Annotated in this window: 8 protein-coding genes; 4 read left to right on the top strand and 4 right to left on the bottom strand. The window is 63.0% G+C overall.

Features of this window, described 5'->3' with window-relative positions:
- Positions 1–57: 57 nt before the first annotated feature.
- From IPM84_05760 to IPM84_05750, 3 genes are all read right to left on the bottom strand, one after another.
- A complete protein-coding gene (locus tag IPM84_05760; protein MBK9092274.1) occupies positions 58–3,753 on the bottom strand; it encodes a S8 family serine peptidase in 3,696 nt (1,231 codons plus the stop codon).
- Entirely contained in the window at positions 3,665–4,891 is a 1,227-nt protein-coding gene (locus tag IPM84_05755) for a hypothetical protein (GenBank protein MBK9092273.1), read from the bottom strand. The genes IPM84_05760 and IPM84_05755 overlap by 89 nt, the downstream gene beginning before the upstream one ends.
- Before the next feature lie 112 nt (positions 4,892–5,003).
- Positions 5,004–5,228: a hypothetical protein gene (locus IPM84_05750; protein MBK9092272.1), complete on the bottom strand. Its 225-nt coding sequence runs from the start codon at positions 5,226–5,228 to the stop codon at positions 5,004–5,006.
- A gap of 194 nt (positions 5,229–5,422) precedes the next feature.
- On the opposite strand from IPM84_05750, the gene IPM84_05745 reads away from it, so the two are divergent.
- The 4 genes from IPM84_05745 (at position 5,423) to IPM84_05730 (ending at position 11,392) form a co-directional block, all read left to right on the top strand.
- Complete coding sequence (locus IPM84_05745; GenBank protein ID MBK9092271.1) at positions 5,423–9,331, top strand: AAA family ATPase; 3,909 nt, start codon at positions 5,423–5,425, stop codon at positions 9,329–9,331.
- 398 nt (positions 9,332–9,729) lie between these two features.
- Complete coding sequence (locus IPM84_05740) at positions 9,730–9,957, top strand: recombinase family protein (GenBank protein MBK9092270.1); 228 nt, start codon at positions 9,730–9,732, stop codon at positions 9,955–9,957.
- Positions 9,894–10,613 (top strand): recombinase family protein, encoded by a 720-nt coding sequence (locus tag IPM84_05735; GenBank protein ID MBK9092269.1) that lies wholly within the window; start codon positions 9,894–9,896, stop codon positions 10,611–10,613. Before IPM84_05740 ends, IPM84_05735 begins: the two co-directional genes overlap by 64 nt.
- Positions 10,595–11,392, top strand: a complete 798-nt coding sequence (locus tag IPM84_05730) for a recombinase zinc beta ribbon domain-containing protein (GenBank protein ID MBK9092268.1) — start codon at positions 10,595–10,597, stop codon at positions 11,390–11,392. The genes IPM84_05735 and IPM84_05730 overlap by 19 nt, the downstream gene beginning before the upstream one ends.
- Here the strand turns inward: IPM84_05730 and recQ are convergent.
- Complete coding sequence (gene recQ / locus IPM84_05725) at positions 11,332–14,259, bottom strand: DNA helicase RecQ (protein ID MBK9092267.1); 2,928 nt, start codon at positions 14,257–14,259, stop codon at positions 11,332–11,334. The two genes, IPM84_05730 and recQ, sit on opposite strands and share 61 nt — an antisense overlap.
- Between the last annotated feature and the right edge of the window lie 16 nt (positions 14,260–14,275).

Here is a 14,275-nt window from a genome sequence, read left to right as displayed (position 1 = left end):
GATCAACGTCGCTACCTCGATTTCGACGACATGCTTGCCGTTGCACAAAGCCTGGGCTTACCGATGGTAGAACTCGTTGAGATTGGCGATTCTTTCGGCTTGAAAGACGACGAAGCGTTGCGCCAGTACGCGGAGCGCACCTATACCAACGGCGCCACCGCAGAAGGTGTTGTCATTCGCCCCATGAAGGAAACCCGGGTCAATGGCGAGCGCCTTAGTTTCAAAGTAATCAACTTGCTCTATCGTGACTAAGTAGGGGCGGCGGCCCCGCCTCAGGGCGGTGAGCGAGGCGGCCAGCAGGGCCAGCCCGGCCAGCAGGACGGTCATGCCGTCGAAGCCGCGGCCCGCGCGGCCGGCGTCGGTCAGGCGCACAGCCGTGGGCGCAGCATAGGCCGCGCTGACAGGGCCGTGCCGCGTAATTATGTTTGTTATGTCCACATCTTCCAGCCAGTAGTAGTAGGTCGTGTTGTTGACCAGGTTGGCCGCATCCAGCCATTCATAGCTGAAGCCCTGACTGCTGCCCGGCGCCTGTGACGGGATCAGGCTGCTGTTGAGTTGCACGTCCGGCGCAGCGGGCGAAGTTCCGCGCCAGAGGTTGAAGCCCACGTTGCCCAGTTCGCTGACTGTTTCCCAACTGACACGCATGGCCTCGCCGCTCTGGATGGCGCTGAAATCGGCGAGGGCGGCCGACAGAACACCACTCTTGAAGGCGGTGAAGGTGGAGAAGCCCGTTTGACCACTGGCCGGGAAGCTCGTACCGCTGACAGTCCCTAGCTCGATCCAGGCCGGCCCGCCATCCCACTTCTTGCCATTCATGGCTTCTGCGCCGACCACGTCACCTGCCTTGAAGCCGAACGTTGCGTCATAGGAGAGGCTATCAATAGTCCCGTTCTGCGCGCCGGTCCAGTAGCGGGTGATGTAGGTGGTGGCGCCGGCCGGCTTGTCAGGGTGAACAGTATCCGTGACGCGGAAACAAACGGCCGCGCTGCTGAAATTCGCGCCACTGACGCTGAAAGACGTAACCGGGGAGTATTCAGATGCGCCGGTAGCGTCGCCGATGGGATAGTCATACGAACCGTTGGCGGCAAACTGCTTGCACAAAGCGCCTGCGCCGTCAGCCACGATCATGCGAGCGTCGCCGAACGTGCCGCTGATGGCCGACGCCGAGGATCCCAGGGTCAGGTCGTAGCTGCCCAGCGTCAACAGGCCGCTAGTGAGCGTCAGTTGGTTGTTCACCGCCGCAGGCCGATTGAGGGACACACCGGCCGCGTTGTTGATCGTCAGATACGCGAACGTCGTGTCCACGCTGCCGCCGATGGCCTGCGCAGCGGCGCCATTGAAAGTGACGGCGCCGTTGTTGTGGGTGTAGCTGCCGCTGTTCGTCCAGTTGTCGCCAACATTCATGTTCAGGCCGTTAGCGTTCAACGTGCCGCCGGAGATGGTCACGTCGTTCTTGACCGTCAAGCCGTTGGTGACGAGCTGAGCCGTCGGCGAGTTGGTGGCGTTCACGATCAGGTTGTAGACCGGCGCGATGCTGTTGACGCGGATGGTCTGGCCTGCAGGCGTGGAAGCGTCGCCGATTTGCAGGGCGCCGCCAGTGACTTCGTAGGTGGTGGAAAGGACAATCACGTCAGCCGCGTTCGAAGATGCCCTGCGCACGACTATCGTTCCGCCATTCATCGTGAAGGGAACGCCTGAATTCAGCTCAAATGGCGCCCTTGAGGTGCTCGTACTGCCGACCGTGTTCACCGTGATGATACCACCCAACTGGGTGAATGTTCCGGTTGAAGTACCACTATTGGGCGAAAACCTGCCGGCAATGTTCAGCGCTCCGCCTTCCATGATCAGGGTTCCATTATTCAGGTAGGTTATGCTGTTTCCAGAGCTTGCACCTACGTTGACAGTCCCGGCCGATATCCTCAGTAAGCCAGCATTGAGCGTCCAGCTATAACTGCCGGCATTGATCGTGCCCCCATTGTTCCAGAAGCCCGCAGTACTGCCTATGGACGGTCCGGATGTAAACGGCAACAGAGTTGACGCGCTCGATAGCTTGAACGTGCCTGATGTTAGCACAAGCGGGTTAACGGCAGCGTTCAGGGTAATCAGCGATGCGGCCTCCAGGATTCTGTCCTTGGCGCCCTTCGTCACCGAAAGGATATTGAAGTTCGTGGTTGATGTGCCAGCTATTTCCTGGTAGGAACTGGTTCCGTTGAAATCAACCGTTCCAATCCCCCGATTGAAAGTTCCGTTGTTGATCCAGTCTCCCGCCACAGACAAGGTATAGGCCGTCGAACCGTTCATTGTCAGCGAGGCGCCGGACTCGATGGTGATCTGGTTGCAGACCGCTCCCGCGGCAGCGATGGCCGGTTGGTTGGACGGCGCTGCGGGGATGGTCACGTTGTCGGCGCTGGTGGGCACGCTGCTGGAGGACCAGTTGCCAGCCGTGAACCAGTCTGTTGAAACCGTGCCGGTCCAATTGATGCCGCCGCAACTGTAATCGCCGGGCGCCTTTTCGGCGGCCATGGTGCGCTGGCCTTCGTTAGATCCGGTCACGGCACTCACGGCATAGTATTCGGTATTTACCGTGCTCTGCCCGGTCAGGGTGGCGCTGGCCCCATCGAACGTGATGTTGGAAGTGACCTCCTCCATGACCATGGCCCCCAGGCGATACACCTTGTAGGCGGTGGCGCCGGAAACGGCGCCCCACTTCAGGATGACCACATCGCTGCAGACGCTGAAGATCCTGAAGTTCTCAGCCGCCGGGCCGAGGTAGTTCACATCGCTGGTCGCGGTCAAGGCGCTGCGCTGCACCCGGAACTCGATGGTGTGAATGCCGGTCACGCTGGGAGCGGTCCACTGGTAAGTGCGACTCGTGGCGCTGTAGCCGCTGGTGATGCTCGTCCAACTGCCGCCATCCAGCCGGTAGTCGAGGCTGAACGTGCCGCTGGCGCCGTAGCTGTCCCACTTCAGATGATAGGCCGTGCCGGAGACGAAGCGATGGTCCTTCAGCGGGAACATCATGGTCAGCTCATCAGTCAGAAATTCGTAGGTCAGGTAGTAGGTCTGCGGGCCGGTGGGCACGCTGGTTCCACTCACCTCCATCGTCCAATTGCCCGAGGCGGGGTCGTCGAGCGTCACCTGTTCGATGGTATTGCGGCTGTCAACACTGCGGGTCGCCGCGGCGCTAATCGCCGCCACGCTGGCGGAATGATCGAGGACCCAGGGGTTGTAGCTGACGTTGGACGGGTCTTTGGCCACCAGGTCGAGGTTGTTGACGATGGCCGGGTTGGCGCTCACGGCGGCGGCCACATCGGGCCAGACGATCATCACGCGCACCTGTTTGGTGTTGGCGGGCACGGTGATGGTGTGGGAGTTCGTGCCGCCATGGGAGACGGAACCGGTCAGGAATTGGGCATTATCAATGACGTTGTAGGCGCGGCGCAGGTTGGGCCGACCATAGCCGTGCTTGAAATCAGGCCCGGCGTTGCCCAGGTCATCGGCTGTGTTCATCAGGATGGCGCGCAGCAGGGAGGAGGGCGGTTCGCTGCCGCTGTTCTTGGCCTTGTACACCTGCGCCAGCATCGCTACCTCGCCGGTAACTTTGGGCGCCGCGTCGGACGTCCCTTCGATGCCTTCGATCACCAACTGGGGGATAATCCGGCCATCATACATCGGGCCGCGGCTGCTGAAATACGTGATGGCATCCACGGAGTCGAGCGCGCCGATGGCAAATTGATTCTTGTTCTGTTTCATCTGCCCGGTGATGTTGGCCCAGCCGGTGCAGCAGGCATCGTAGGGCGTAGCCGGCCGAGTCGCCCGAATTGCCTGAGGAGTAGATGACGAGGTGGTTGGGGTAGGTGACGATGCGCAGGTCATGATCCCGCGCCGATTGATCGTAGCCGCCGCTGATCGTAACACCGTAGGAATGGTTGGTGTAGCGCATGCTGTGCGAAGCGTAGAGGGCCGCGTAATCGGGCGAGCCGACCACGCTGAGGAAGGTCGCGCCCCAGGCGTCGTTGCGGTTGGACGGGTCGAGATTGCCCGCGCCGCCCGCGTTCTGCATGACGCCGATCTTGTGACTGGACGAAGCCCCTGATTCCATCTCGGTCAGCCGGCCTTTGACATCCACCAGACTGTCCACTGTGCCGCTCTCGCCAATGCCAACGACGACCCCGGCGCCGTTGTAGTTCAGGCTGTTGTAGCCGGTGTTCAGGTAGTTGGCGCGGCCGCTGGCGTTGCGGTGATCGTAGCCGTCCAGCGTCGGTTCCTCCGGCGGCAGCCCGGCAAACTGAATGAACGGCAGCGCCAGAACCTCGCGCAGCCGCGCCGGATCGAGCGTGATGTCCAACTGGCGCGAGTAGTCACGATGAGCCTGGATGGCGACGCCCCTGGCCTGCAGGGCGGCCATCACCGTGGCCGCGTCCAGGTCGGTGTAGTAGCTGATCACCAGCCGGTCCGTAGCGCCGCCCTGGGCGATCAGGCCGGCCAGCGACGGCTCGAAGCGGAAGATGTCCGCGACCTCGATGATCGTGACGGCCTGGTCAGTCAGGCGGTCGAGGTCGAAGCCCTGTTCGATGACGGCGAAGTAGGTGTCATCGGGGAGATAGTCTACCAGGAGCAGGCCGGCGGCCGCCCACTGCTGCTGTTCGCGGTCGCCTGGAATTTGCTTGAACTGGATCAGCTTGAAGGTCTTGCCGTCGAAGCTGGCGCCGGCCGCGACTTTGGCTTCAGCGGGCGTCACGATGTCTGGAATGATGTTGCCACTGACCAGCCGAATCGGCTTGACGCCGCTGCCCTGGGCATGCACCCCGCTCGTGGTTGTTATCAGGAACAGCCACGCGCCACAGATGAGCAGCGCAGCCTTCGACAGATTCTTGATGGATGATTTCATTGAGTTCCTCCTGGCGTTATCACTGTTGCTCGAAAACCGGGACCACCGATCAACCCGGATGGACACGGATTTTCCTGCCTTTGCGTCCTGGCGTCCCTGCGTCTTTGCGTTATCACCTGCGCTCGAGGATGATCTGAGGGGGCTGAAAGGCATCCTCCGCGCCCTCCCGGCCGCCAAACTCCGTGCGCAGGAACTCCACGAGGTCTTCCACATCGGCAAAGGGCCGCTGTTCGCCCGTGGCAATGCACTGGACCGAAGCTGCCCAGACGATTCGTTGGTCGTTGCGAACCTGCCTGAAACGTAGCAGGTATGAGGCATACTGTGGCTGCGAGATCATGCGCTGCACTCCTTGTTCCGGGGTCAGTGTAGCAGGGAGGTATCACCAAACTCTCACCAGGCCGCCCAAACTGGCTGCGCTTTTCACCTGTTTTCGGTTATAATGGGGCCGCTTGCCGGTCGCCCCTTCAGCCGCCCCAATAGAACTGATCGTGTGAACGACCCTCCCAGCCAACCATTCCACAGGAGCGTTCGATGTCTCACCTCCGCATTGCCCTGTTCGGCGGTTTCGAGGCCAGCCTGGATACCCAACCGCTCGTTGACTTTGGCGCGGACAAGGCGCGCGGCCTGCTGGCCTACCTGGCCGTCGAATCGAACCGCCCGCACCGCCGCGACGAACTGGCCGCGCTGCTGTGGCCCGACTCCACGGATACCCGCGCGGCTCACAACCTCAGCCAGACCCTGCTGCGCCTGCGCCGCGCCCTGGGCGCAGCCGGCGCGCCAACGCCCCCCCGCCAGCAGCCCCTCCTCCTGATCACCAACCGGGACATTCAGTTCAACCCCCTGGGCGACCATTGGCTCGACGTAGCCGAGTTCGCCGAGTTGATCCGCGCCCGGCGCCAACATCAGCACCAAAACGACGATCTCTGCCCCCTCTGCCTCGGCTGGCTGAAGCAGGCTGCCAACCTCTATCGCGGCGAACTGCTGGCCGGTTTCTCCCTGCGCGACAGCGTGCCGTTCGAGGAATGGCAGGTGGTGCAGCAGGAAATGCTGCACATGCAGGCCGTCGAAGCGCTCGCCTCCCTGGCAGCTTACCATGAACGCCGCGGCGAACCGCAGCAGACGCAGGAATTTGCCCGCCGCCTGGCGGCGATGGAGCCCTGGCACGAGCCGGCGCAGCTCATGCTGATCGCCGCGCTGGCCGCGTCGGGTCAAACGGCGGTCGCGCTGGAACAGTACAACGCCTTCAGCCGCCTGCTGGCGGCGGAGTTCGGCGCGACGCCCTCGCCCTCGGCCCGTGGCCTGCACGATCGGATTCGGGCGCATGCGGCCCTGCGCGATCCAGGCGTCGCCGCCGGCCAGGCCGCGGCGCCCGGCGAGGAACGTCGGCAGGTCACGGTCATGGTGTGCGGCCGCCGCCGCGCCGCCGCCGCGGGCGATCCGGAGGATGATTTGGAAGCGCTGGCGCGGTGCAGCGCCCACTGCACGGGGGCCCTGGCGCGCGGCGGGGGCCAGCGCCAACCGCGGCAAGGCCTGACCTGCCTGGTCTACTTCGGCCACCCGGTCGCGTACGAAGATGCGGCGCAGCGGGCCGTGCGCGCCGGCCTGGAGATTGCCGTCGCGGCGGGCGACGGGTACAGCCACGCCATCGGCATTGACACCGGCATGATGGTTTCTCTGCCAGGGGAGATGGGCCGCGAGATGGTGGGAGAGGCGCCCATCCGCGCCCGCGCCTGCCAGCAGCAGGCCGAAGCGGGCAGCGTGTGGGTGACCGCGGCCACGGAGCGCCTGATCCGCGGCTGGTTCGACTGCCAGCCGGGGCCGGGCGCGGTCCCGGCCGCTTTTCGTATCAGCGGCGAACACGCAGCGGGCAGCCGGCTGGCCTGGCTGGCGCAAACCCAGTCTCTGCCGCCCCTGGTGGGGCGCGAGGCGGAAATGCAGCAGTTGACCGCGCTCCTGCAAGCGGCGCAGCAGGGGCAGGGCCAGGTGGTTGCGCTGGCCGGCGAAGCGGGCATCGGCAAGTCACGCCTGGTCTGGGAACTGAAACGCGTGGCATCGCCATCCGTTCGCTGGCTGGAAACCGCCTGCACGCCGCATTTTCAGCACACCAGCCTGCACCCGGTCATTGCCATGTTCCAACGGTTCCTGGATCTGCAGCCGGGCAACGATGCCCAGGCGCCGCGGGCCAAACTCGATGATCTGTTCGAGCGCCTGGGGCTGGCGCAGCCGACCGCGACCTGGCTGCTGGCGCTGCTGCTCGACCTGCCCACAGAGATGCCTGCGCCGCAGACCATCACCGAAGACCAGCGCCAGCGCATGCGCCTGGCCTGTGTGGCGCTGCTGGGCCGGCTGGCCGCCCAACGGCCCCTGGTCGTGGTGATCGAAGATCTGCACTGGGCCGACCCTTCGACGGTGGCCTGGCTCGATGCGTCGCTGGACGCGCTGACCGCGCTGCCCTGCCTGACGCTGCTCACTTATCGGCCCATCTTCACCCCGCCCTGGCGGCCGCGCAGCCGCCTGACCCAACTGACTCTCGGTCCGTTGAACCCTGGGCAGGCCGAGCGCCTGGTGGACGGTCTGGTGGGCGATAAGGCCGTACCTGCTGCGCTCCGTCGCCGCGTGGTCGAGCGGGCTGACGGCGTCCCCCTGTTCGTGCAGGAGCTGGCCCGGGCGCTGCTCGAAAGCGGCGCGCCGGCAGCGGCCAGCGCAATCCCGGCCACGTTGCACGACTCACTGCGTGCGCGTCTGGATCGGATGGGCGCGGCCAAAGTGACCGCCGGCTGGGCCGCTGCCCTCGGCCGCGAGTTCGCCTACCCCGTGCTGGCTGCCGTCGTGCCCTTCGATGAACCACGCCTGCGGGCCGACCTGGCCACACTTACCGCGGCGGGCTTGATCCAACCGACCGGCGCTGCGACGGCGACGCACTATGCGTTCAAGCATGTCCTGATTCAGGAAGCTGCGCTGGGTGCGCTGTTGAGGCGGACCCGGCAGGCCCATCACCGGCGCATCGCCGAAACCTACGCGGCGCGCTTTCCGCAGATCGCCGAGACGCAACTGGAGGTGATGGCAGAGCACTACCTCCAGGCAGGGCTGGTCACGCAGGCCGTGAACTACTGGCTGAAGGCCGGCGAGCGCGCGACGACACAGGGCGCCACGCTGGAAGCCAGGCATTTCTTCGACCGCGCGTTGGACACCATCGAACCTGGGGATGTGGAACGACGCTGGCGGGCGTTGTGGGGGCGGGAGACGGCGCTCTGTTTTCGCGGAGAGCGGCTCGCACAGAAGGCCGACATCGAGGCGCTACTGGCATTGGCCGAACAGCTCGATGACGACGGCCGCCGCAGCCAAGCGCACCTGCGCCATGCGCGCTACGTCTCATCGCAGGCCGATTATCGAGAACTGGCGCAAGTTGCAGATGCCGCCATCGCGGCCGCGCAGCGCGCCGGACGCCCGGCGCTGGCGGTGGAAGCGCTGGCGTACAAAGTCACAGCCTTGCTGCGCCTGGGTGAGCGATCTGCGCTGCGGTCGGTCGTGGCAGAAACACTGGCCCTGGCGCAGACGATCGGTGAGGATGACATTCGCTCGTACGCGATGGCGGCCGTGGCGCTTTACTATTTCGAGAACGGTGATCTTGCCCATGCTGCGCAAATCCTCACGCAGAGCCTGCACGCGGCCCGTCGCAGCCAGAACCGTCATCTCGACCTGGAATGTCAGTATCACGGGCACCTCGGCTTCGCCTTCGCGCAGTTGGGACTGTACAGCGAGGCCCGTGACGCGCTGGAGGCCGGTCTGGAACTGGCGAATCTGACCGGAATAGGCCGCCATCAAGCCTATCAGATGGTCAACCTGGGCTTCGTGCATTGGCGCAGCGGTGACCTGGCCACAGCGATTCAGATGGAAGAGGCCGCACTGCAGGAGTATGCGGCGACCGGCGATGCGTTTGGTCAGGCCGTCTGCCGGGCCTATCTGGGCTACATGCATGAGGAAATGGGCGACCTGGTCCCCGCAGCAGGAGACCTGGCAGCGGCCCGTCTGGGTTTTGCCGAGCTAGGGGTTGAGCCGGACAAGATCGAAGCGCAGGCGACCGAGGCGCGCGTGCTATTGGCCCTGGGTCAGCCAGAAGCGGCGCGGCAGTTGACGATGGATGTTTGGGAGTACCTGTGTGAGCAGGGAACCGACGGGTTCAGTTCCCCCGCCTGGGTTTATGTGTGCGTCGCCGATGTTCTGGCTCAAGTCGGAAATCCCGGCATCTCAGCGGTCGCGGTGCTTGCAGCCGGCTGTCGCGAGGTGCTGCTGCGAGCAGACAGAATCAGCGACGCGGCGTGGCGACGGGCGTTCCTGCACAACGTGGCCGAGAACCGGGCCGTGATGGCCGCGCCGGTAACGCAAGCCCGCCGAATGAATTCGGCGTCTGATAACCCGCCGAATGAATTCGGCGTCTGATACGGCCCGCCGAATGAATTCGGCGTCTGATACGGCCCGCCGAATGAATTCGGCGTCTGATACGCTAAACCTGCTGAAGCAGGTTGCGTGAGTGCGTCTTGGCGTCTTGGCGTTATGGTTACAAACGACAAGAAGGTGGTGAAGAGAAGGGACTTGCACTTTGACAATCGAATAGAACTTCCTATCTGTTTCGGGCGCAAGCGAGAACGCTGAAGTTACGGTGGCTGAAATGTGCTATCCTGAATAAAGTCATGAGGCGAAATTCAGGAGGCAGCCAATGAAAGCAAAAACAGAATGGCGAGTACGGATGGAACGCCAAGCCCATCGAGATGCCATGCACAGACTGAAAGCCGCTTATCAGAAATTGAGTCAAGAAACAGAGCCGAAGGAGGTTCGTAATGAAACAGACAGCTGCGTTGTATGCCCGTGTTTCGACGCAACGCCAGGAAGAGGAGGCCACGATAGCCAGCCAGGTGGCGGCGATTGAAGAATATGCCACCCACGAGGGGTACGCCTTGCGAAAGGACTTGTATTTTCTGGACGAGGCGGTGAGCGGGGCGAAATGGATCGTCCGGCGCTGGATCGGTTACGAGACCGAGAAGGTGAAGGCTGTTACCAGGTGGTGATCTGCCTGAGTCCAGATCGGTTGGCAAGGGTGTACATGTTGCAGGTGCTTCTGCTGGAAGAATTTCGGCAAGCCGGGATACAAATGTTGTTTGTGAACCAGCCTCCGGTGAGTGATAGCCCGCAGAGCCAACTGTTGTTCGGCATTCAAGGGTTGTTTGCCGAGTATGAACGGGCTGTGATTGCCGAACGGATGCGGCGAGGGCGTCTGCATTGCGCACGTCAGGGAGCAATGGTCAACCCAAAGACCCCATATGGGTATGATTACGTGCCCAAAACAGGGAGGGAAGGCGGGCGTTGGGAAATCAATGCCGAAGAAGCCAGGGTCGTGCGTCAAATTTACGCCTGGTATACCCAATCCGAGCCGATGACTATTCAAGAAATCACAGATCGCTTGAATCGAGACGGCCTCCAACCGCGCCGGAAGTGCTGGCGCAGTAGCCTGATTGGAAACATCCTGCGACAAACCCAATATACCGGATTGGCTTACTACAATCGCACCGAAAAGGTGTATCATGAGGTGGGGCGATTGCGTAAAATTGGGCATGGCAAGCGTCTTTGCCCGGTGAGTATGCTTCGCCCCACAGAAGAATGGATTGCCATTCCGTCCCCAGCATTTTGGACAAGGATATCTGGCGCATGGCACAAGAACGACTGAAAACGAACCAGCGATTCTCAATGCGCAACAATCGCAACCACCGCTATCTCCTGCGCGGCTTGTTGATTTGCGCCACTTGTGGCCATACACTCACCGCCCGCGCTGGGAATGGCTATTTTTCCTACAGCTGTGGCTATGGCGGTGTTCACCGTGCCCCCGATACGCCTGAGCATACCTGCCGCATTGACGGCAACACCGTTGAAACCCTGGTTTGGAACGCAGTGGTGGAGCTTTTGAAAAATCCCAAACTGATTTCCCAAGCGTGGGGCTGCGATGAAGCTGCCAACATCGAGCAAGGTGAGAAAGAGCGGTTGGAAAATCGCTTGCGATCGCTCGACCGTCAGCAAGAACGTCTGCTGGATTTGTACCAAGATGAGCAGATCGAAAAGCCATCCTACCTGGTGCGCAAACAACGTCTGGATGAGGAGCAAAAAAACATTCAAACGCGCCTTCTGCAAATCGAGCAAGAGGCCAAGTCCGAACAAATCAAGCAGGAATTGATCGAAGATTTCCAGCAATATTGCCAGCGTATCCAGGAAAACCTTGCAAATCCCAGCCCGGATTTACAACAGGAAGTGATTCGGTTGTTAATTGATCACGTTGTTGTCGGAAAAAATGAAATCGTGATCAAGCACATCGTCCCGACCGATGATGATTGTCGTTTGAAACCACAACGTCTTTGCGTTGAAGAAAAGCGTCCTGGCGTTGAAAACGCTCATCAATCGCCGGCCTGCTGTTCGGCCAGGAACACGACGCGCAGCAGGTGCAGTTCGGGATAGGGAATCGCCTGCTCCAGGGCTTCGTAGATCGGCGTAAGGCGCTCGGGGCCAAGCATCGCCAAGTGCTCGATCACCTGCGCTTGCTGGTCGGGCGTCAGCGTCGAGGCCGCGAGGACGGGCGCGGGGTCAACCGCGTGACCGGCGCGCAGGTAGTCGTAGAGATGACTGAGGATCGTGCTCTTTTGTACGCCGTACAAGGCTTGCAGGCTTTCGATGGGCTGCCCGGCCGCGAACAGCTCGCCCACCTCCTCGAAGCGCCGTTTGCCGCCGCCAATGCTGCTGACAACCACCGGCGGATCAGGCGGCCGGGGTTGCTCTGACAGACCCAGCTCTGCACAGTGCGCACGTATCACCGTTAGAAACGCCTCTCCGTATTTTTGCAGCTTGACCTGCCCCACGCCGTTGATGTCCAGCAGCCGCGTGGCCGACTGTGGGAAATAGGTCGCCATTTCCAGTAAGGTGCGATCCGAGAAGATGATGTAGGGCGGCATGTTCACCGCGTCGGCCAGGCGCCGGCGCACCTCGCGCAGCTTCTGGAACAAAATCTCGTCGTGCGGCGCCGCAGCAGCAGGCGCGGGCGCGGCCATGACCGCCTGCGCCACGCTGACCGCGCGGTGTTCCTCCAGCACGTCATGTCCCAGCCCGGTCAGCGTGAGCGAGCCAAACTGCATGTCCTGCGCCAGCAGCCCCTGGCTGATGAATTGCTGCGCCAGGTCGCGCCAGCGCTCCAGGGCGTGTTCCTTGCCGCTGCCATACGTTGGCAACTGCTGATGACGATAGTGGAGCACTGCTTGCGCCTGCGAGCCGCGCAGCACGTTGATGATGTGCGCCACCCCAAAGCGTTGACCGGTCTGGGCGACTGCGGTCAGGAATTTGTGCGCCGCGGCGGTCGCATCGGTCTGCGCCGCGGGCGCGACCTGACCCTGGCAGTGATCGCACATGGTGCAGGTGGGTTCCGCGATCTCCTCGCCAAAATAGGTGAGCAGGGGCGGGCGGCGACAGCCCTGCGCTTCCACGAAGCGGAGCATGGCTTGCAGCCGCGCACGTTTGCCGGGCTGCTCCGGCGGGGCGCTCTGTTCGATGAAATGAAAGATGGTGCCGATGTCCTGGCGGGCAACCAGCAGCAGGCAGTCAGCGCGCAGGCCGTCGCGGCCGGCGCGGCCGATCTGCTGGTAATAGCTTTCGATGTTTTCCGGCAGATTATGATGAACGATGAAGCGCACGTTAGATTTGTTGATCCCCATGCCAAAGGCGATGGTGGCGACCATGATGGGCGCCTCATCGCGCACGAACAGGCGCTGGTTCTGACGCCGGGTGGCGTCGTCCAGGCCCGCATGGTAGGCGAGCGCGCGGTAGCCGTGCCCGTTCAACTGCGCGGTCAGGGTGTCCACCTGCTGCCGCGTGCTGCAATAGATGATGCCCGACTGGTCTGGATGTTGGGCCAGGAAATCGAGCACCTGGCTCAGGCCGTCCCTGCGCGGTTGGACCGCCAGGTACAGATTGGGGCGGTCGAAGCTGGCCACGAATTCGTGGGCACGACCGAAGCCCAGGATGGCCTGGATGTCGTCGCGCACACGCGGGGTGGCTGTGGCAGTCAGCGCCACGCACACCGCTTGCGGGTAGCGGCGACGCACTGACAAGAGTTGCCGGTACTCCGGCCGGAAGTCGTGCCCCCACGAGGAGATGCAGTGCGCTTCGTCAATCGTCAGGCAATCTATGGCGCACTGATCGAGCAAAACCAATGTTTCTGGCCGCAGCAGCGTCTCCGGCGCCACATACAGCAGTTTGATTTCGCCCTGGCGGACTTGCGCGGTCGTGGCCACATAGTCGCTGTAGTTCAGCGTGCTGTTGAGAAAGGCCGCCGGCACCCCCAGCTCGTGCAACTGGTCCACCTGGTCTTGCATCAGGGCAATCAGCGGCGACACCACCACGGTCAGCCCGGCAAAGAGCAGGGCCGGCAGTTGGTAGCAGAGCGACTTACCGCCGCCGGTGGGCATGACGACCAGTGTATCCTCGCGCCGCATCATGCTGCCGATGATGTCATCCTGCAAGGGGCGAAAGCTGTCGTAGCCGAAGATGGTTTTCAACAGCCGCCGCGGCGTCTGCCCGGTGGCGGTCAACGCCGGCGCCGCGGGTCGCGAGGTTGGTGCGGTGACAACCGGCGGCTGGGCCGCCAACTCACGCCCAGGCGGAGGCTGCGGGGATGTCACCGCCGGCGAGGGGCGCGCCGCGGGTACGATGGCCCGTTGTCTTGGCAAGAACCAGCCCGAAAGCTGCACGAAACAGCGTTCCTCCACGTCCGGGCTGGTCTCCGGCCGCCACCAGTGCGCCAGGGAGACCCGCACGATGGCGCCGGCCGGGATTTCGGGCAGAGGCTCTTGAAAACCAACGAAGGTGAGGGTGTGGCCGCCCGCGGGCGTGGGATAGCGATAGCGGATGCGCTTGGCGTCGTCGGCTCGCGTCAATGGCTCGGCCGGTCGCCAGAACATGGTGCTATAGGGTGGGATGCCGGTGCGCGCCGTGATGAAGAGCACGCCGGCCGCGGTGGTCTGGGTCAAACCCTCGTACAGCGCCTCGATCCCGCCGGCGCGCGGCGGCAGGAAACGCTCGATGAAGGGAATGGGGTCGGTCATCGGGCCGAGGCGTCGCCGCTCATGCACGATCAGATTCTCGACGTGGGGCGGGACCAGTTGCGGCGCCGGAGCCGCATCCACCTCCCACACCTCGCCGACGCCATACTCCAGGCCAGCTGCCTCATGCGTGGCCGCATTGGCCGCCACCAGGCGCACGCTCTGCCCCTCGAAGCTAATCCCCCCAATGCAGGCCCCGCCGCCCATCCGCGTCTTGGCCACAATCAAAACTTTCACAACCGCTCTCCGCTCT

Origin of the sequence: Candidatus Amarolinea dominans (assembly GCA_016719785.1) — a bacterium.
Lineage (GTDB): Bacteria > Chloroflexota > Anaerolineae > SSC4 > Amarolineaceae > Amarolinea > Amarolinea dominans.
Note: the sequence above shows the minus strand (reverse complement) of the source record. Positions and strands in the feature narration are given on the sequence as shown.

Coding starts and splice junctions, on each gene's coding strand:
- IPM84_05750 (MBK9092272.1), bottom strand. CDS start 5,228: ATGATCTCGCAGCCACAGTATGCCTCATACCTGCTACGTTTCAGGCAG.
- IPM84_05735 (MBK9092269.1), top strand. CDS start 9,894: ATGGATCGTCCGGCGCTGGATCGGTTACGAGACCGAGAAGGTGAAGGC.
- IPM84_05755 (MBK9092273.1), bottom strand. CDS start 4,891: ATGAAATCATCCATCAAGAATCTGTCGAAGGCTGCGCTGCTCATCTGT.
- IPM84_05745 (MBK9092271.1), top strand. CDS start 5,423: ATGTCTCACCTCCGCATTGCCCTGTTCGGCGGTTTCGAGGCCAGCCTG.
- IPM84_05730 (MBK9092268.1), top strand. CDS start 10,595: ATGGCACAAGAACGACTGAAAACGAACCAGCGATTCTCAATGCGCAAC.
- IPM84_05760 (MBK9092274.1), bottom strand. CDS start 3,753: ATGAAACAGAACAAGAATCAATTTGCCATCGGCGCGCTCGACTCCGTG.
- IPM84_05740 (MBK9092270.1), top strand. CDS start 9,730: ATGAAACAGACAGCTGCGTTGTATGCCCGTGTTTCGACGCAACGCCAG.